Origin of the sequence: Nocardia bhagyanarayanae (assembly GCF_006716565.1) — a bacterium.
GTDB classification, from domain to species: Bacteria; Actinomycetota; Actinomycetes; order Mycobacteriales; family Mycobacteriaceae; genus Nocardia; species Nocardia bhagyanarayanae.
On record NZ_VFPG01000001.1, the window covers coordinates 930,159 to 946,973 of the forward strand.

Genomic DNA, 16,815 nt, shown 5'->3' on the forward strand with positions numbered 1-16,815 from the left:
AAATATCGACTGGCCGCCGGGCGGCGGAGACGGTGAGGGTAATGCTCAGCGGCACAGGTCGGATCACGCCGACCCCGCAACAGATCGGCGATCGCGGCATCGACGCCGACGTGTTGCTGGACTGGTACGCCGAGACCGCCCGCGACCTGCCGTGGCGACGCCCCGGCGTGACCGCGTGGCAGATCCTGATGAGCGAGATCATGCTCCAGCAGACCCCCGTCGTGCGGGTCGAGCCGATCTGGCTGGAGTGGGTGGCGCGCTGGCCGGTGCCCTCGGCGATGGCCGCGTCCTCCCAGGCCGAGGTGCTGCGCGCGTGGGGCAAGCTCGGCTATCCGCGGCGCGCGCTACGGCTGCACGAGTGCGCGCGGGTGCTCGCCGAGGAACACGGCGACGAGGTCCCCGCCGACGTGGACGTGCTGCTCGGGCTGCCCGGCATCGGCGCTTACACCGCGCGTGCGGTCGCCTGCTTCGCCTACGGCCAGCGCGTGCCGGTGGTGGACACCAACGTGCGCCGGGTCGTCGCGCGCGCCGTGCACGGTCGCGCCGAAGCGGGCAACCCGGCCGCGCGCGATCTCGCCGAGACCGAGGCGCTGCTGCCCGCGAAAATCGACCGCGCGGCAAGGTTTTCCGCCGCGCTGATGGAACTCGGCGCGACGGTCTGCACCGCGCGCACGCCCGACTGTGCGCGCTGTCCACTGCCCGCCTGCGCCTGGGTGACCGCGGGTCGCCCGGTGTCGGAAGTGGTGCGCCGCACGCAGAAGTACGAGGGCACCGACCGCCAGGCCCGCGGCCGCCTGCTCGACGTGTTGCGCGCCGCGACCGGGCCGGTCGAGCGGGTTCGCCTGGACCTGGCATGGACCCGCGATCCGGGCCAGCGCGACAGGGCACTCGACTCGCTGCTGGTCGACGGGCTGATCGAGCAGACGGCCGATGGATTGTTCGCCCTCGCCGGCGAGGGTGATCGCTGACCGACCAAAGATCACCGTCAGCCGACCCACCGCGATGAAGGTCACCCGCGGTCGGTTGAGCGGGCACGCAGGTCGGGCGAATGAAGGTCACGTCCAGTCGATCTGGCCGGATGAAGGCGGCCTTCGGTCGGTTACCCGCGCGGACCGTTCTGGACGCGGTATCAGGCGAGGATCCGGTGCAGAAATCGCTCCACTTCGGCGCGATAGCGCTCGGGCTGATCGTCGTGCACCAGATGCCCCGCGTCCGGAATCAGCACGTACTCCGCGTTCGCGTTGCTCTCGGCCATTTCGCGCATCTGCCCGGCCGGGGTGATGGTGTGCTCGCCCTCGATGAGCAGCACCGGGACGCGCACCGCCCGCCACTGCTCCCAGAAATGGCGGGTGCCCCACTCCTCGGAGATGTCGCGGAAGGTCGTGACCGAGCCGTGCAGCCGATAGCCGTCCGGGCCGTGCTCGAAGGAGTTCAGAAAGTAGCGACCCGCGACCGGGCCGAAGTACTCGAGCACCGAGTCGGCGTCCGGAAACGGCTGCGGCCACGCCTCGATCATGGCGGCCCAGTCCGCGGCGGTGCGTCCGGTGAAGTCGGGGGCGATGTCCTCCACCACCAGCGCGCGCACCCGCTCCGGATAGTGCGCGGCGAAGACCCAGCCGTGCAGCGCTCCCATGGAGTGGCCGATCACGACCATCGGCTCGGTGAGGTGCGCGGTGGCTTCGGCGAGATCCGCGACGAAGGCCTCGGTGGTCAATTCGGGCGGCGCCGGGCGGCCGTGGCCCGCGGCGTCGTAGGTGTAGACGTGCCCGTGCGCCCGCAGCCAGTCCAGCTGGTCGCCCCAGGTGCGCGCGCTGCCCATCAAGCCGTGCAGCAGCAGGATCGGCACGCCTGCTCCGCCTTCGTCGTACCACATCGGGTCGATTGTGCCTCCCGGCTCGTCCGGGCGCGCGCTCGCCCGCGCGCGGGCGACGTATTGTCGAGTCCATGGCTGTCGTGAAGATCAACGCGATCGAGGTCCCCGAAGGCGCCGGACCCGAGCTGGAGAAGCGGTTCGCGCACCGCGCGCACGCGGTGGAGAACTCGCCCGGCTTCCTCGGCTTCCAGCTGCTGCGTCCGGTCGCGGGCGAGAACCGCTACTTCGTGGTGACCCAGTGGGATTCCGAGGAGTCCTTCGCCGCTTGGCGGGACGGTCCGGCCCGTGCCGCCCACGCGGGCAGCGGCGACAAGAAGCCGGTTTCGACCGGCGCGTCGCTGCTCGAATTCGAGGTCGTGCTGGACGTCGCGGCCAAGCCCGCGTCCTGAGTCCGGCGGGTAACGACTCGCCCACACCGTGGTCAACAGGCTTCGACCGTGTTGACGACGGGCGCGCCGTGGTGTCACAGTTCGAGGTGACCAAGCGAGGGTGATGCGGTAATTCCGGTGTGATTCCGGAGCGGTCGCGCCACTGTGTTCCATGCATCGGGTCCGGTTCCGGCCGTGCGGCCGGGGCGGCGCGGTGCCGGAAAGCCAGACACCGGCACCGTCGCACCACTTATCTCACGGGACGCGAAAGCGCCCTGCCGGACGAGATCCGGCCGGGACGTATCCCTAGGAGGACTCGAATGGCCATCGCGCATTCACCGAGCCGGACAACCGATTCCCTGGCGACCGTGCTCGTCACGGTAGGTGTCGTTCTTCTCGCACTGCTCACGCTGTACCTGGTCGGCTTCGATCAGGGCGCCATCTCGCGCAGCGGGATGTTCATGCACGAGCTGATGCATGACGGACGGCATCTGCTGGGTGTTCCGTGCCACTGAACCCACCCACTCCGTCGACTCCGGCTCCCCTGGCCGGAACATTGAAAACCCTGCTGTTGCGCGGCCTGCTCGCCGGTTTGATCGCCGGTCTGCTGGCCGCCACGGTGGGCTATTTCGTCGGCGAACCGAAGGTCGACGCGGCGATCGCCATCGAAGAGGCCAACGCGGCCACCGAAGGGTCGCACCACGCGCCGGGAGAACCCACCGCGGGCCACTCCCACGGCGACGAAGGTCACTCCCACGGCGACGAAGAGGAAGCGCTGGTCAGCAGGACCGGACAGAAATTCGGTCAGTTCCTCGCCCTCGGCCTCAGCGGTCTGGCCTTCGGCGCCATCTTCGCCTCGGTCGCGCACTTCGCGCGGCGCCACACCGCATTGTCCGGTCCGAAACTGGCGATCGGGCTCGGTGTCGCAGGCTGGGCCGCGATCGTCGCGGTGCCGTTCTTCAAGTACCCGGCGAACCCACCCGCGGTGGGCGATCCGGAGACCATCAACGATCGCACCCTGCTGTGGGTGGCCTCGGTGCTGCTCGGTCTCGCGGCCGTCGGCGCGGGGGTGTACGTGTACAAGCTGCTGCGCGGGCAGCTGGACACCGTTCGGCTGATCGCGGGCGTCGCGGCGTTCGCGCTGATCACCACGCTGGGGTACGTCCTGCTGCCCGGCGTCGACGAGGTGTCCGCCGACTTCCCGCCGAGCCTGCTGTGGCAGTTCCGTGTCGCGTCGCTCGCCGTCTCCGCCACGCTGTGGGCGGCCCTCGGCCTCGGTTTCGCGGCGCTCACCGAGTTCGCGGGACGTAGCACCCGGGTACGGAGCGAGGTCGCTACCGCGGGGTGATCCGCGTCGAGAAAACCAGGGGCAGTGTCGTTCTCATGACCGGCACTGCCCCTTCTCGTTCCGCTCCGGCTTTCGGTTCGCCGCGTTCCGTGACGCTCGCGGTGACGGCCTTCGTCGTCGCGTTGCTCGCCGGTGTCGGCGAGGCGCTGGCGCGCACGGCGATGACGCTCGAACGGTCCGACGCCGACCTGCCAGGGCTCGCCGTCGGCTTGGCCGTGCGCTTCGCGATCTACCTGGCCGTATTGGCCGTCGTAGTGCGAATGGCGCGCGGGGACCGCGTCGCGCGGCTCGTGCTCGCGCTCGGCATCGGTGTGCTCGGTCTCGCCTCGCTGCTCGCCGAACCGGTGACGGCGCTGCTCTCGGGCGAGGCGGTGTCCGTCACCCCGAGCTCGCTCATCCTCGGCGTTCTGCGCGCGACCCACGTGCTCGCCGTGCTCGTGGCTATCCCCGCCATGTACGCGCCAGACGCCCGCGCGTACTTCGCCCGCCGCGCGACCGTATGACTCCCCGCACTCCCCGCTCGGCGCGAGGGGTGCGAAGAATCAAGCGGTCACGCCAGCGCGGCGTCCAGGCTGATGGTGTCGACACCGGCCAGCGCCTTGGAGACCGGGCAGCCCGCCTTGGCCGCCTCGGCGGCGGCGAGGAAGCCGTCGGCGTCCATGCCGGAGACCCGGCCGCGGACGGTCAGCTTGATGCCGGTGATGCGGAAGCCGCCCGCCGGGTCCGGGCCGAGGGTGACGTCGGCGGTGACGTCCAGGCTCTCGGGGGTGGCGCCCGCGTTGCCGATCTGCGCCGAGAGCGCCATGGCGTAGCAGGAGGAGTGCGCGGCCGCGATCAGTTCCTCGGGGCTGGTGGTGCCGTCGGCTTCCTCCGCGGAACGCTTCGGGAACGACACGTCGTACTTGCCGACGCCCGAACTGGTCAGCTCGACCTGTCCGGAGCCGTCCTGCAGACCTCCGGTCCAAGCGGTGCGCGCGGTACGTGTTGGCATCATTGTCCTTTCACGAAGTGAGCCGAACTCGTGCAGGCTAGAACCTACCCGCACAGCCGAATCGTGCGCACCGCTTCCGCGGGCGAGCCGTCAGCCCGCCGCGCCGAGCTTCACGTCGAGTTGCTCGAGCACCTGCGGCCACGCCGCGCGGTGCCGGTCTCTGGCCGCCTCGCTCGCGAACCCCGCGTGGCGCAGACGAAGCCGGATGCCGCGCGGCTGCTTGACGAACTGCACGCTCACCACTGTCTCGGCGCCCTCGGTGCCGCCCTCGCCGGTGACCCAGGTGAGTTCGACGAGGCGCTCCGGCTCCAGCCGCAGGAACCGGCCGTAGTGCGGATTGCGCTTGCCCTCGAACTCGGTCTCGAAGAAGAACGGCTCGTTCACCGCGGGCCTCATCCGCACCGAATCCGGGGCGGCGAACCAGATGTCGAACCCCTGTGTCCATGCGGCGTAGAGCAAGCTGGGCGGTGCTTTCATCACCCGCTCCACGGTGAGGTCGTGGGGCCGTGCGGACAGATCCGGGAGACGAACTGACTGGTCGACCATCACCGGACCATACCCGCGTGCCCAGAGCCCCCACAGCATTTGCCCCGAGGTGACCGGTCGTCACTCGGGATTGGTCACCCGGGCGAGCACGATGCCGCCGAGAATCAGTGCGAGCGCGAGCAATCGCCCCGCGCTGAACGGATCCCGGTGCACCACGATGCCGAGGCCGATCGCGCCCACCGCGCCGATTCCGGTGAACACGGCGTAGGCGGTGCCGACGGGCAGCGTCTGCATGGCCCTGGACAGCAGGTATACGGCGAGGCTGCCCAGCACGAAGCACACGAGCGTGGGTAGCGGGCGGGTGAAGTTCTCGGTCGGTTTGATGCTCTGTGACCAGACGATCTCGACGAGGCCCGCGAGACCCAATACGAGCCAGTTCATTTCAGTACTGCGCCGCGAGGGAGCGGGCGGTTTCGATGGCCTTGGCGTAGGCGTCGTCGTGTTCGGCTCGGCGGTCGGCCAGTGCCGGGTCCTGGCGTGAGTTGGCCAGTTCGGCGTGCAGGAAGACCGTGTCGGTGACGGCGAAGTGGCCGGCGAAGAAGTCGCGCAGGTAGCGCTCCTGGTAGTCGAAGGCCGCCTTGGGCGCACCGGGCGAATAGCTGCCGCCGCGCGCGGACGTGACCACGAAACGACGGTGCCCCAACGACATTCGCGGGAAGGTGATCTGGTCCAGCCAGGCCTTCAGCACCGCGGGAATCGAGTAGTTGTACATCGGGGTGCCGATCAGGATCACGTCGGCGGCGAGCACCTCGTCCAACAGTGGACGCAGCACCGCGAGCGCCGCGGCCTGCGCCGGAGTCGTCGCCAGTTCGTCGAGCTCGCCCGGGTCGAAACCGCCGCGCGCCAGGACCGCATCGCACAGCTCGGTCCACGGCTCGCTCACGAACGGCACGGGCCGTTCGGCCAGATCCCGGTACAGGTAGCCGCCGTCCGGGTGCTCCGCACGCCAAGCGGCGGCGAACTCCGCGCTCAGTTCCCGGCTGATGGAACGCCGACGCGCGCTCGCGTCGAGGTGCAACAAGGTGCTCATCATCCAAATCCTTCGATCAAGCGGACACATTGTCCGGTTCAACGCTAACAGTCAAACGGACACTATGTCCAGTTGTTCCGAACTCCGCTAGAGTCGCTGTCATGGACGCCCACTCGGATCTGCTCACAGGCGCACCGCTCGACCAACCACCGAGCGAACGCGCGGACGCGGCACGCAACCGCGCCAAGGTCCTCGCGGCCGCGGCGGAACTCTTCGCAGGCCGCGATCCGCGCGCGGTCACCATGGACGACATCGCCAAGGCCGCGGGCGTCGGCCGCGGCACGCTGTACCGCCGCTACCCGGACACGAATTCGATCGCCGTCGCACTCCTCGACGAGCACGAACGCGCCCTCCAGGAGCGCCTGCTGCACGGCGAACCACCCCTCGGCCCCGGCGCGGCCCCCGCCGACCGCCTGGCCGCCTTCTACGAGGCGATGGTCGAGCTCCTCGACAGCCACGCCCACCTGGCCTTGGGCGCGGAGACCGGCGGCGCCCGCTTCACGACCGGGGCGTACGGGTTCTGGTACGCCCATGTGCGTGCGTTGCTGGTCGCGGCGGACATCCGCGATCCGGACGCGCTGGTCGATTCACTGCTCGCGCCCTTGGCCGCGGAGGTCTACACCGCGCAACGCGAACGCGGACTCGACCCGTCCGCGATCGCCCGAGGGTTGGCCCGCATCGCCCACGCCGTCCTCGCCAGTCCCGAATAGGTACCGGCGCTGCCGCCACACGCCTCGCAGATCTTGGGCGGGCTGCGAGGCGTCCGAAAGACCGCGTGCGGTCAGACGAGGTCGCGGCGGTGGATGAGGGCGAGGGTGGTCGCGGCGAAGACGGCCGTGTAAATGCCCAGCAGGACAAGGGATTCGGTGCGCGAGAGGAGGTCGAGGACGCCGGGTGTGGCCGGGCCGTCCACCGTGCGCATAACGCCAGCGAGGGAACCCGCGGCGGTTCCGGGTAGGCGGTTGGTGAACGCTTCGATCGGGGCGAAGATCGCGGCCGTCGCGCGTAGCAGGTTCTCCACCACCAGTACCCAGACCAGACCGAGGCCCACGGCGAGCGCCGGGCCGCGAGCGAGTGCGCCGATCAGCGCGCCCGCTAGCGTCCACATGCCGAGAATGGCTGTGCCGGTGAGCAGTCCGTCGAAGACCCGAGCCGTGCTCGGCAGCGCGAGGGATTGCGACTCGGTGCTTGCGATCAGCGCGGCCACCCCGGTGTCCACCGCGAACGCCGCGCAGACCAGTGCGACGACGACCAGCGCGAGGCCGAGCAGCACGCCGCCGATCGCCGCTGTCCGCGAAGGACCCTGGGTGAGCACGGTTTTCCAGGTGCCCCAGCCGTATCCACTGCCGACGGCGAGCGCGCCGAGGATCAGCATGAGCGCGCCGCCGAACATCGCCATCCCCTGGGTGAACACCTCCGGCACCGCAGCAGGCAGCATCTGTTGCAGCAGAACTTCTTTCGGCAGTCCGTCGGACATCGCGCTCTGCTCGCCCGAGGTGTAGGCAAGGTAGTTGAACAGGTAGGAGAAGGTGAGATTCAACAGAATCCACGTCCCGAGCACGATCCAGAACGCGGGCCACCCGCGCAGCCGCAGCAGTTCCGCGCGAGTGCTCGCCAACAGGTCGGTCATCGCATCGCTCCTTCGGTGATCTCGAAGAACACTTCTTCCAGGGACTTCTCGTCGATGCGCAGCTCGAGCAGGTCGGCTCCGGCCTCGACCACGGCGCGGGCGATCACGGGCGCGATCCGCGGATGCGCCTCGATGCGGATGCCCACGTCCGTGCGCAGCACTGCTCCGCCACCGCCCAGCACCACTTCGGAACCGCCCAGCACATCCCGCACCGCGGCGATGGCGACGTCCATGGGTTCCGCCCGCAGCAACAGCGAAGCGGCGCCGCGCAATTCGGCCACCGTGGATTCGGCGATCAGCCTGCCGCCGGAGATCACCCCGACCCGGTCGCAGATCTCCTGTACCTCGCTCAGCAGGTGACTGGACAGCAGCACGGTGTGCCCGTCGGCGGCCAATTCGGTGATCAGCTCCCGCACTTCGGCCATGCCCGCCGGATCGAGACCGTTTGTCGGCTCGTCCAGGATCAGCAGATCGGGGCGGCCGAGCAGCGCCGCGCCGACGCCGAGGCGCTGCTTCATGCCGAGCGAGTAGGTACGGAACTTGTCGTCGGCACGATCGGCCAGGCCGACCCGATCCAGCGCTTCCGCCACTTCCGCGCGACCCAGCCCGCGATATTTCGCGAGAACCCGCAGGTTGTCGCGCCCGGAGAGGTAGGGGTAGAAGCCGGGGCTCTCGATCAGCGCGCCGATCCGGCGCAGTACCGCCGGATCACCGGGCATGCCGCCGAGCACCGTCGCGGCACCTTCACTCGGCCGGATGAGCCCGGCGAGCATGCGCAGCGTGGTGGTCTTGCCCGCGCCGTTCGGACCGAGGAATCCGTAGATCTCCCCGGCGTCCACACGCATGCCGACGTCGTCGACGGCCGTGTGCGCTCCGTAGCGTTTGGTCAGCCCCGAGGTGACCACGATGGAATTCGTCATGAGCCGAGAATCCACCGCCGAACTGGGGCGGCACATCCGTCGCGCGGCGATGTCCCGCGTACGTATCGCGACTCTGTCCGGCCCGCCCAGCCCAACGAACCCCGAACGTAGGCGCCCAATACGTGCGGTGACGGACGCCGATCGGCGGTCGGCATCGGGGGGCGCAGCCGGACGAAGTCCGTCGAAAACCCGCGCATGGCCGGAGCGAAGGCGAAGGTACGCCTTAGGCTGCAAGGGTGAGTGCGCCAGGCATAGCGAATCGTGGCTCGGTCGTATGGGACTGGGGCCTCGCGTTCATCGTCGCGGTAGTCCAGGTGGCCGGGGGTCGCGGCGCCAATCTGCACCAGACCGGCACGCAGTCGCTGGATGTGCTCGGCTACCTGCTGCTGCTTGCGGGACCGGTGGCGCTGGCTTTCCGGCGCGTCCAGCCGCTGCCGGTGCTGGTGATCGCGCTCGCCGCGTGCGGAATCTACCTGGCGCTCGGCTACGGATACGGTCCGATCTTCCTTTCGCTGGTGATCGCCTTCCTCACCGCGGGGACGATCGGATCCCGTTGGTGGACATACCCGCTCGTGCCGATCGGCTACCTGCTCTTCGTGTGGCCGCTGCCCGCGATGCTCGGTGAGCCGGTGAACGGCTGGCAGATCTTCGGGCTGATGGCGTGGTTGGCCGTGCTCATCGGCGCGGCCGAAGGGTTGCGCCAGCGCCAAGCGGCGATGGAGGCCCGCAAGCAGCGCGCGGAAGCCGCCCGCCGCGACGAGCAGGCGCAGCGGGAACGCCGGGCGACCGAGGAGCGGCTTGCCATCGCCAGGGAGCTGCACGACGTGCTCGCCCACAGTCTTTCGCTGATCAACGTGCAGTCGTCGGTGGCGCTGGAGCTGTTCGACAAGCGGCCGCAGCAGGCGAGGACGGCGCTCGCCGCGATCAAGGCGGCGAGCAAGGAATCGCTGGCCGAGGTGCATACCCTGCTCCAGACCATCCGCATGGGCGCGACCCTCGCGGACCCCGAAACCGCACCGGTGCAGCGTGATTCGACCGAGCCGTCCCGTCCCGCGCGCGGCCGCCGTGGTCTGCGCCGGGCCGCGCCGAACCAGCGGCGGGCATCCGGTTCGGCGGAGCCGGGCAAGCAGCCGGAGGAGCCGCGCACCGTCGCACGGGAGCCGCGCTTCGAACCGCGCCCAGCCGAGCCGCCGAAGAAGCAGGAGGCGCCGCGCGCGCCCGCGCCGAGCATCGCCGACCTGGACACGCTGCTTCGGCGGCCACGCGAGGCGGGGCTGACCGTCGAGACCCGAATCATCGGCGAGCCGCAGAAGTTGCCCAGCGTGATCGACGCGGCCGCGGCCCGGATCATCCAGGAATCCCTGACCAACGTCGTGCGCCACGCGCCGGGCGCGAGCGCCACGGTCACCGTCCGCTACGCGACCGGCTCCGTCGACCTCACGATCGACAACGCCCGCCCCACCGCGCCCGCCGTCCGCTCTGGTTCCGGCGGCAACGGCATCATCGGGATGCGCGAGCGGGCGCACGCGCTGGGGGGAGCGCTGACCGCGGGCCCGCGTCCGAGCGGTGGGTTCCGCGTCGCGGCCCGGCTACCCAGCGAGATCGTTCCGGTGCGGCAACGCCCGGCGGTCCGGCCGGCCGAATCCGCGGCGAAGAACGGCAACGGCGTAGCGGAGGGGGTCTGCGCCGAGCCGGACGCGCTCAACGGCTCCGGTTCCGCGTCCACCGACAGCTCGGACGCCGCGGCCGACGACCGCACGGACCGCAACGGCAGCGCGTCGACCCCCACCGGCGGCCCGGACGCCACTGACAGACGGGAAAGCTCCGCGTCCGCATCTCTCGACGACTTCGGTACCGCGCCAGGCAACCCGAGCGCGCACTCGGCGGCAGCGTCTTCCGGCGGCTCCGACACCGCTACAGCCAACCGGAGCCCGCACGGCGGCAGCGCGTCGGACACCGGCAACGTGGTCTCCGCAACCGGTGATCGCACCGTCCGCAACGGCAGCGTGTCCCCGCCCGACAGGGACCCGGCGGTCCGGGACTCCGCGCCCGCATCGTCCGGCGACTCGAGCACCGCGGGGCCCTGATGGACGAGCGCGGGGAGGCCCAGAGCATTCGGGTGTTGGTCGCCGACGATCAGGCGTTGGTGCGCGGTGGGTTCGTCGCGCTGCTGAACGCGCAGGACGGCGTCGAGGTGGTCGGCGAGGCCGAGAACGGTGAGCAGGCCGTGCGGATGACTCGCACGCTGCGGCCGGACGTCGTGCTGATGGACATCCGCATGCCCGTGCTCGACGGGCTGTGCGCGACCAGGATGATCGCGGAGGACCCCAAGCTGGCCGAGGTCCGCGTGGTCGTGCTGACCACTTTCGAGCTGGACGAATACGTCTTCGAGGCGATGCGCTCCGGCGCGACCGGCTTCCTCGTCAAACACACCGAACCGGCCGACCTGGTGCGCGCTGTCCGCGTGGTGGCCGCCGGTGACGCTCTGCTCTCCCCCGGCGTCACCCGCCGCCTGATCGCCGAATTCGCCGCGCACGCCAAACAGCCGCCGCCCGCCGCGCTGAACGAACTCACCGACCGCGAGCGGGAGGTGATGACGCTCGTGGCCGAGGGCCTCACCAACGCCGAAATCGGCGAACGCCTCTACATGAGCCCGGCCACCGCCCGCACCCACGTCAGCCGCATTCTCACCAAACTCGACGCCCGCGACCGCACCCAGCTCGTCGTCCTCGCCTACGAATCCGGCCTGGTCCGCCCCGGTTGGCACTGAACTCGACCGTTCGCGAGCCACGCGGCGGCAATTGTTCCGCAACTCACGACCGGCGTCTTTCGGCAAATTGCCAGTTCATGCTGGTTGCCGACCGAACCCAATACGTCGGTAGGCGTATCGGGACCAGGGCCGCACGACCGATGTCTCGGTACGGTCACAACGCGCACGCTCGGAGCATGACTCTTTTCACGCAACCCGAAACACTGTCCCTGCTGGCGGACCACCACGACGGCGACTGGCACCCGTGGCCGTTCTTCTGGCTGTTCCCGCTACTCTTCTGGCTCACCTTCGTCGCCGTAATTCTCTTGTCCCGCAATCGCTTCCGCCGCCATACCGGCATCGACGCCCTGCGCGACGGTTTCGCACGCGGCGAGATCACCGAGGCGCAATACCGCGAGCGCCTGGCCGTCCTCCGCGAAACCCGCCGGTGAGGGAGACGACGCGATGAAGTTCGGCATGATCGTCACGCCCCGCTCGGGCGCGCAGTGGGCCGAGTCGGTGCGGGCGGCCGAAAACGAGGGCTACCGAACCGTTCTGCTGCCCGACACCATGTACACCCCATCGCCGCTGCCGATGCTGGCGGCGGCCGCGGCGGTCACGGGCACGGTGCGGCTGCGGCCCAATGTGCTCGCCGCCCCGCTGCGACACAGCGCCGCACTCGCACGGGATGTAGCGGCCCTGCAACTGCTGTCCGGCGGACGCTTCGAGCTCGGCATCGGCATCGGCCGCCCGGATGCCGCCGGCGAGGCCGCAAGACTCGGCATGCCTTGGGGTTCGGCGCGACAGCGCCGCGAGCAGCTGCGCGAGGCTGTCGCCGCGGTCCGTGCGGCCGTCGAACCCGCACCGGAGATCGTCGTGGCGGCGAGCGGCCCCCGCATGCTCGCCGCGGCGGCCGAGATCGCCGACCGCATCCTGCTCGCGGCCCAACCCGCCGCCACCGAAGCCGATTGGGCCGACATGGTGCGCGTCGTACGCGACCACACCGACCGCGACATCCGCTTCACCCACCAACTCGTCGGCATCGGCGACCGCCTGCCGTTCTGGCTCGGGAAGCACATGGGCCTCACCGCCGAGGGACTGCGCGCCGCGAACGCCGCGGCACTGCTGCCCGAGACCCCGGCAGCGGCCGCCGACCTGCTGGAAACCCGGAGGGAGAAGTACGGAATCGATGAACTGGTCGTCCCGGACGAACTCGCACAGGCCTTCACACCGGTCATGCGTCGCTTCGTGCCGCCGTCCACGGATCCTCGGTAATCATGGCCGCCGAATAGGGCAGAGCCCGAGGCAACCGGAACCCGCCCCGCCCGGAAGTCAAGCGAAAGAGGCCCGCCCCCAACGGTGATCCGTTGGGGGCGGGCCTTTTCGTTGCGGCTTACTCGCCGGACGCGGCCTCCGTGGTGGAGCCCTCGCCCGCGCCGGTCAGCACGACCTCGGGCTTCTCCTCGATAGGCGTCTTGGTCAGCTTCGCCTTGCCGGTGAAGGTGAACTTGGCGTCCTCGCCGGAGCCCTCGCCGTCCCAGCCCTCGACATCCACGGCGATGGTCTGGCCGGGGCCGATCTCGCCGAAGAGGATCTTCTCCGACAGCTGGTCCTCGATCTCGCGCTGGATGGTGCGGCGCAGCGGCCGGGCACCGAGCACGGGGTCGAAGCCACGCTTGGCGAGCAGGTTCTTGGCGTTCTCGGTGAGCTCGATCGCCATGTCCTTGTTCTTCAGCTGCGTGGCGACGCGGCCGATCATCAGGTCCACCATCTCGACGATCTGCGCGTTGGTGAGCTGGTGGAAGACGATCACGTCATCGATGCGGTTGAGGAACTCGGGCCGGAAGTGCTTCTTCAGCTCGTCGTTGACCTTGAGCTTCATCCGCTCGTAGTTCGAGCCCTCGTTGTTGGACTGCGAGAAGCCCAGACCGACGGCCTTCGAGATGTCCGAGGTGCCGAGGTTCGAGGTGAAGATCAGCACCGTGTTCTTGAAGTCCACGGTCCGGCCCTGGCCGTCGGTCAGGCGGCCGTCCTCGAGGACCTGCAACAGGGTGTTGTAGATCTCCTGGTGGGCCTTCTCGATCTCGTCGAACAGCACGACCGAGAACGGCTTGCGGCGCACCTTCTCGGTGAGCTGGCCGCCCTCCTCGTAGCCGACGTAGCCCGGAGGGGCACCGAAGAGCCGCGACGCGGTGAAGCGGTCGTGGAACTCGCCCATGTCGATCTGGATGAGCGCGTCGTCGTCGCCGAACAGGAAGTTCGCCAGCGCCTTGGACAGCTCGGTCTTACCGACGCCGGACGGACCGGCGAAGATGAACGAGCCGGACGGACGCTTCGGGTCCTTCAGGCCGGCACGGGTGCGGCGGATCGCCTTGGAGACGGCCTTGACGGCGTCCTCCTGGCCGATGATCCGCTTGTGCAGCTCGTCCTCCATGCGGAGCAGACGGGTGGTCTCCTCCTCGGTGAGCTTGAACACCGGGATACCGGTCCAGTTGGCCAGCACCTCCGCGATCTGCTCGTCGTCGACCTCGGCCACGACGTCCAGGTCACCGGACCGCCACTGCTTCTCCCGCTCGGCGCGCTTGGCGACGAGCTGCTTCTCCTTGTCGCGCAGACGCGCGGCCTTCTCGAAGTCCTGCGCGTCGATCGCGGACTCCTTCTCCCGGCGCGCGTCGGCGATCTTGTCGTCGAACTCGCGCAGGTCCGGCGGAGCCGTCATGCGACGGATGCGCATGCGCGCGCCCGCCTCGTCGATCAGGTCGATCGCCTTGTCCGGCAGGAACCGGTCGTTGATGTAGCGGTCGGCCAGCGTCGCGGCCGCGACCAGCGCGCCGTCGGTGATGGACACCCGGTGGTGCGCCTCGTAGCGATCGCGCAGACCCTTGAGGATGTTGATGGTGTGCTCGACGGTCGGCTCGCCCACCTGGACCGGCTGGAAGCGGCGCTCCAGGGCGGCGTCCTTCTCGATGTACTTGCGGTACTCGTCGAGGGTGGTCGCGCCGATGGTCTGCAGCTCACCGCGGGCCAGCTTCGGCTTCAGGATCGAGGCCGCGTCGATGGCGCCCTCGGCCGCGCCCGCACCGACCAGCGTGTGCAGCTCGTCGATGAACAGGATGATGTCGCCGCGGGTGTTGATCTCCTTGAGCACCTTCTTCAGGCGCTCTTCGAAGTCACCGCGGTAGCGGCTGCCCGCGACCAGCGAACCGAGGTCGAGGGTGTAGAGCTGCTTGTCCTTCAGCGTCTCGGGGACCTCGCCGTTGACGATGGCCTGCGCGAGACCCTCGACGACGGCGGTCTTACCGACGCCGGGCTCGCCGATCAGCACCGGGTTGTTCTTGGTGCGGCGGCTGAGCACCTGCATGACCCGCTCGATCTCCTTCGAGCGGCCGATGACCGGGTCGAGCTTGCCCTCGAGCGCCGCCTGGGTCAGGTTGCGACCGAACTGGTCGAGCACCAGCGAGGTGGACGGGGTCCCGGCCTCGCCGCGGGCGCCGGACTCCACCGGCTCCTTGCCCTGGTACCCGGACAGCAGCTGGATGACCTGCTGGCGGACCCGGTTGAGGTCTGCGCCGAGCTTGACAAGCACCTGCGCCGCAACGCCCTCGCCCTCGCGAATGAGGCCGAGCAGGATGTGCTCGGTGCCGATGTAGTTGTGGCCGAGCTGCAGCGCCTCGCGCAGGCTCAGCTCCAGCACCTTCTTGGCGCGCGGGGTGAACGGGATGTGGCCGGACGGGGCCTGCTGACCCTGGCCGATGATCTCCTCCACCTGGCTGCGCACACCCTCCAGCGAAATGCCAAGGGACTCCAACGACTTCGCCGCGACCCCCTCGCCCTCGTGGATGAGGCCAAGCAGGATGTGCTCGGTGCCGATGTAGTTGTGGTTGAGCATCCGGGCCTCTTCCTGGGCCAGGACAACGACACGCCTCGCGCGGTCGGTGAACCTCTCGAACATCGCTCCCTCACTCTCCTGCTCAGACCTTCATAGGCGTCCGACGCTTCAGTGCTGTGGTCAACCTTCGGTCGTCAGCCTGCCATGAAGCCCGGGGGTTGCGGCCCCCGCCTCCACTCTAGTTGGCGGGGGTCCGGGCCGCCTCCAGTCCACCCTATTGGGGACCAGCGACAGCACGGTCATTCACTCATAACGTGAGCGTTTCGGGTTTCGTTTCCGATGCGGTTTTGCCGACAGCGAACACCCTCTGATCCGGCGATCTCGCCGCGATCCACGGGCCATCGTCGCCCCGTTGACGCCCCTGCCAGTGCAAACGACCGAACCGCTCGCCGTGTTCCCGGCAAGCCCCGATTTTCGAATGATTCCGCGGCCGGGCGGCCGCCACTGCCGCGGTCAGCCCGTGAACGGCGCGACGAACTGGCACGGTACCGGCCGCGGATGGGCCGGGTCCAGTGCGTTCAGGACGAATCCCGCCGCCCTCGGGCTGCCCGCGATGCCCGCGTGCTCGGAGTAGTCCTGCGCGCACCCGTCCTGAACCACGACATTGGTGACGTTCGGGCCGGGCACCAGGCCCGCGGTGTACGGGATCACGGCCTCGTCGAGCCGGGTGGCGATATTCGTGTAGGCGACGTCGGGGTGGTAGACGCCGTCGGCGTTGAGCGCCGACAGGAAAGGCGAGCCCGCGATGATTTGGCGGCAGGCGTGGCACAGCGAGGCGCCCACCGCCGTGTCGAAGGCCGCGCCCGCGCCGAGGCGGGCGGCGAAGGCGGCGGCGTCGCCGAGGCCCGCCGCGTTGGTGCCGAGCCAGGGCGGCGCGAGCCCGACGAGCTTGTCCACCTTGTCCGCGCCGCCGAGGCGCTTGACGTAGTAATTGCCGATGAAATTGCCCTGCGAGTGCCCGATGACGTCCACTTTCGCGGCGCCGGTCGCGGCGAGCACGCGATCGACGAAGGCGGCGAACTCCAGCCCGCTCTGCTCCATCGGCCGCATGCCGCCGATGGCGGACAGCGGCCACGGCAGCGCGTGCGCGCCGTAGGTCAGCGCGTAGACGCAGTAGCCCTCGTTGGCGAGCAGCGGCACGTAGACGCCCCAATTGGTCTGTGCGCCACCGCCGGTGCCGTGCGCGAGGACCACCGGGTTCGGATGCTCGGCGCTCGGGCGGCAGGACCAGTCGTTGGCTCCCGGCAGGGAGCCGCCCGGATCGGTCAGCTCGGCCGGGATGCCGGAGAAGAAGTTGTAGACGACCGGATAGCGCTGCGCGTGTGCCGAACCCGCCGCGCCGATCCACAGCGCGGCGAGCACGAAGGCCACCGCGAACGGAACTGGGACACGTCGCATGGAGCCTCCAATTCTGAAACTTGTTCCAGAAGAAGCTACCGAGGACGTGTCCCAGATAGTGCCGATACCGGTG

The 16,815-nt window shown here is 69.5% G+C and carries 19 protein-coding genes and 1 riboswitch; of the genes, 10 read left to right on the forward strand and 9 right to left on the reverse strand.

The annotated features are described in order from the left end of the window. The first annotated feature begins 41 nt into the window (after positions 1-41). Positions 42-968: an HhH-GPD family protein gene (locus FB390_RS03630; protein ID WP_141807675.1), complete on the forward strand. Its 927-nt coding sequence runs from the start codon at positions 42-44 to the stop codon at positions 966-968. Positions 969-1,129: 161 nt separating this feature from the next. On the opposite strand, the gene FB390_RS03635 is transcribed toward FB390_RS03630, so the two are convergent. Next, positions 1,130-1,873: an alpha/beta fold hydrolase gene (locus FB390_RS03635; RefSeq protein ID WP_141807676.1), complete on the reverse strand. Its 744-nt coding sequence runs from the start codon at positions 1,871-1,873 to the stop codon at positions 1,130-1,132. A gap of 71 nt (positions 1,874-1,944) precedes the next feature. On the opposite strand from FB390_RS03635, the gene mhuD reads away from it, so the two are divergent. The 4 genes from mhuD to FB390_RS03655 all read left to right on the forward strand — a co-directional run bounded on the left by mhuD (position 1,945) and on the right by FB390_RS03655 (position 4,092). Beyond that, positions 1,945-2,262 carry a mycobilin-forming heme oxygenase MhuD gene (gene mhuD, locus FB390_RS03640; protein ID WP_141807677.1) on the forward strand — a complete coding sequence of 106 codons (318 nt, stop codon included), beginning with the start codon at positions 1,945-1,947 and terminating at the stop codon, positions 2,260-2,262. A gap of 52 nt (positions 2,263-2,314) precedes the next feature. Continuing rightward, positions 2,315-2,496, forward strand: a riboswitch (cobalamin riboswitch). Between the two features lie 65 nt (positions 2,497-2,561). Further along, complete coding sequence (locus tag FB390_RS03645) at positions 2,562-2,756, forward strand: CbtB domain-containing protein (protein WP_141807678.1); 195 nt, start codon at positions 2,562-2,564, stop codon at positions 2,754-2,756. Continuing rightward, the gene (locus FB390_RS03650; RefSeq protein ID WP_246123834.1) at positions 2,747-3,589 is read left to right on the forward strand and encodes a CbtA family protein; all 843 of its coding nucleotides are present in this window, start codon (positions 2,747-2,749) and stop codon (positions 3,587-3,589) included. Before FB390_RS03645 ends, FB390_RS03650 begins: the two co-directional genes overlap by 10 nt. Before the next feature lie 35 nt (positions 3,590-3,624). After that, positions 3,625-4,092: a hypothetical protein gene (locus FB390_RS03655; RefSeq protein ID WP_141807679.1), complete on the forward strand. Its 468-nt coding sequence runs from the start codon at positions 3,625-3,627 to the stop codon at positions 4,090-4,092. A 47-nt stretch (positions 4,093-4,139) separates the two neighbouring features. On the opposite strand, the gene FB390_RS03660 is transcribed toward FB390_RS03655, so the two are convergent. From FB390_RS03660 to FB390_RS03675, 4 genes are all read right to left on the reverse strand, one after another. Further along, positions 4,140-4,580 (reverse strand): OsmC family peroxiredoxin, encoded by a 441-nt coding sequence (locus FB390_RS03660; protein ID WP_141807680.1) that lies wholly within the window; start codon positions 4,578-4,580, stop codon positions 4,140-4,142. Between the two features lie 90 nt (positions 4,581-4,670). Continuing rightward, entirely contained in the window at positions 4,671-5,126 is a 456-nt protein-coding gene (locus FB390_RS03665; RefSeq protein ID WP_141807681.1) for an SRPBCC family protein, read from the reverse strand. Between the two features lie 60 nt (positions 5,127-5,186). Next, positions 5,187-5,507, reverse strand: coding sequence for a DMT family transporter (locus FB390_RS03670; protein WP_141807682.1), 321 nt, complete (start codon positions 5,505-5,507; stop codon positions 5,187-5,189). 1 nt (position 5,508) lies between these two features. Then, the gene (locus FB390_RS03675) at positions 5,509-6,156 is read right to left on the reverse strand and encodes an FMN-dependent NADH-azoreductase (protein ID WP_185756932.1); all 648 of its coding nucleotides are present in this window, start codon (positions 6,154-6,156) and stop codon (positions 5,509-5,511) included. 101 nt (positions 6,157-6,257) lie between these two features. Here FB390_RS03675 and FB390_RS03680 point away from each other — a divergent pair, with 101 nt between their 5' ends. Continuing rightward, positions 6,258-6,866 (forward strand): TetR/AcrR family transcriptional regulator, encoded by a 609-nt coding sequence (locus FB390_RS03680; RefSeq protein WP_141807684.1) that lies wholly within the window; start codon positions 6,258-6,260, stop codon positions 6,864-6,866. Positions 6,867-6,937: 71 nt separating this feature from the next. On the opposite strand, the gene FB390_RS03685 is transcribed toward FB390_RS03680, so the two are convergent. After that, positions 6,938-7,786 carry an ABC transporter permease gene (locus FB390_RS03685; RefSeq protein ID WP_141807685.1) on the reverse strand — a complete coding sequence of 283 codons (849 nt, stop codon included), beginning with the start codon at positions 7,784-7,786 and terminating at the stop codon, positions 6,938-6,940. Continuing rightward, the gene (locus tag FB390_RS03690; RefSeq protein WP_141807686.1) at positions 7,783-8,706 is read right to left on the reverse strand and encodes an ABC transporter ATP-binding protein; all 924 of its coding nucleotides are present in this window, start codon (positions 8,704-8,706) and stop codon (positions 7,783-7,785) included. Before FB390_RS03690 ends, FB390_RS03685 begins: the two co-directional genes overlap by 4 nt. Before the next feature lie 236 nt (positions 8,707-8,942). Between FB390_RS03690 and FB390_RS03695 the strand changes: the two genes are divergently transcribed. From FB390_RS03695 to FB390_RS03710, 4 genes are all read left to right on the forward strand, one after another. After that, positions 8,943-10,793 carry a histidine kinase gene (locus FB390_RS03695; protein WP_141807687.1) on the forward strand — a complete coding sequence of 617 codons (1,851 nt, stop codon included), beginning with the start codon at positions 8,943-8,945 and terminating at the stop codon, positions 10,791-10,793. Further along, a complete protein-coding gene (locus FB390_RS03700; RefSeq protein WP_141807688.1) occupies positions 10,793-11,476 on the forward strand; it encodes a response regulator transcription factor in 684 nt (227 codons plus the stop codon). The genes FB390_RS03695 and FB390_RS03700 overlap by 1 nt, the downstream gene beginning before the upstream one ends. Before the next feature lie 176 nt (positions 11,477-11,652). Beyond that, the gene (locus FB390_RS03705; RefSeq protein WP_141807689.1) at positions 11,653-11,907 is read left to right on the forward strand and encodes an SHOCT domain-containing protein; all 255 of its coding nucleotides are present in this window, start codon (positions 11,653-11,655) and stop codon (positions 11,905-11,907) included. Positions 11,908-11,920: 13 nt separating this feature from the next. Further along, complete coding sequence (locus FB390_RS03710; protein WP_141807690.1) at positions 11,921-12,730, forward strand: LLM class flavin-dependent oxidoreductase; 810 nt, start codon at positions 11,921-11,923, stop codon at positions 12,728-12,730. A 118-nt stretch (positions 12,731-12,848) separates the two neighbouring features. On the opposite strand, the gene FB390_RS03715 is transcribed toward FB390_RS03710, so the two are convergent. After that, complete coding sequence (locus FB390_RS03715) at positions 12,849-15,407, reverse strand: ATP-dependent Clp protease ATP-binding subunit (protein ID WP_141807691.1); 2,559 nt, start codon at positions 15,405-15,407, stop codon at positions 12,849-12,851. A 390-nt stretch (positions 15,408-15,797) separates the two neighbouring features. Further along, positions 15,798-16,742: an esterase/lipase family protein gene (locus FB390_RS03720; protein WP_141807692.1), complete on the reverse strand. Its 945-nt coding sequence runs from the start codon at positions 16,740-16,742 to the stop codon at positions 15,798-15,800. Positions 16,743-16,815: the final 73 nt, after the last annotated feature.

Excerpts from the sequence above, each read along its gene's own strand:
- FB390_RS03630 (WP_141807675.1), top strand. The coding sequence starts at position 42 with ATGCTCAGCGGCACAGGTCGGATCACGCCGACCCCGCAACAGATCGGC.
- FB390_RS03635 (WP_141807676.1), bottom strand. The coding sequence starts at position 1,873 with ATGTGGTACGACGAAGGCGGAGCAGGCGTGCCGATCCTGCTGCTGCAC.
- mhuD (WP_141807677.1), top strand. The coding sequence starts at position 1,945 with ATGGCTGTCGTGAAGATCAACGCGATCGAGGTCCCCGAAGGCGCCGGA.
- FB390_RS03645 (WP_141807678.1), top strand. The coding sequence starts at position 2,562 with ATGGCCATCGCGCATTCACCGAGCCGGACAACCGATTCCCTGGCGACC.
- FB390_RS03655 (WP_141807679.1), top strand. The coding sequence starts at position 3,625 with ATGACCGGCACTGCCCCTTCTCGTTCCGCTCCGGCTTTCGGTTCGCCG.
- FB390_RS03660 (WP_141807680.1), bottom strand. The coding sequence starts at position 4,580 with ATGCCAACACGTACCGCGCGCACCGCTTGGACCGGAGGTCTGCAGGAC.
- FB390_RS03665 (WP_141807681.1), bottom strand. The coding sequence starts at position 5,126 with ATGGTCGACCAGTCAGTTCGTCTCCCGGATCTGTCCGCACGGCCCCAC.
- FB390_RS03670 (WP_141807682.1), bottom strand. The coding sequence starts at position 5,507 with ATGAACTGGCTCGTATTGGGTCTCGCGGGCCTCGTCGAGATCGTCTGG.
- FB390_RS03675 (WP_185756932.1), bottom strand. The coding sequence starts at position 6,156 with ATGAGCACCTTGTTGCACCTCGACGCGAGCGCGCGTCGGCGTTCCATC.
- FB390_RS03680 (WP_141807684.1), top strand. The coding sequence starts at position 6,258 with ATGGACGCCCACTCGGATCTGCTCACAGGCGCACCGCTCGACCAACCA.
- FB390_RS03685 (WP_141807685.1), bottom strand. The coding sequence starts at position 7,786 with ATGACCGACCTGTTGGCGAGCACTCGCGCGGAACTGCTGCGGCTGCGC.
- FB390_RS03690 (WP_141807686.1), bottom strand. The coding sequence starts at position 8,706 with ATGACGAATTCCATCGTGGTCACCTCGGGGCTGACCAAACGCTACGGA.
- FB390_RS03700 (WP_141807688.1), top strand. The coding sequence starts at position 10,793 with ATGGACGAGCGCGGGGAGGCCCAGAGCATTCGGGTGTTGGTCGCCGAC.
- FB390_RS03705 (WP_141807689.1), top strand. The coding sequence starts at position 11,653 with ATGACTCTTTTCACGCAACCCGAAACACTGTCCCTGCTGGCGGACCAC.
- FB390_RS03710 (WP_141807690.1), top strand. The coding sequence starts at position 11,921 with ATGAAGTTCGGCATGATCGTCACGCCCCGCTCGGGCGCGCAGTGGGCC.
- FB390_RS03715 (WP_141807691.1), bottom strand. The coding sequence starts at position 15,407 with ATGTTCGAGAGGTTCACCGACCGCGCGAGGCGTGTCGTTGTCCTGGCC.
- FB390_RS03720 (WP_141807692.1), bottom strand. The coding sequence starts at position 16,742 with ATGCGACGTGTCCCAGTTCCGTTCGCGGTGGCCTTCGTGCTCGCCGCG.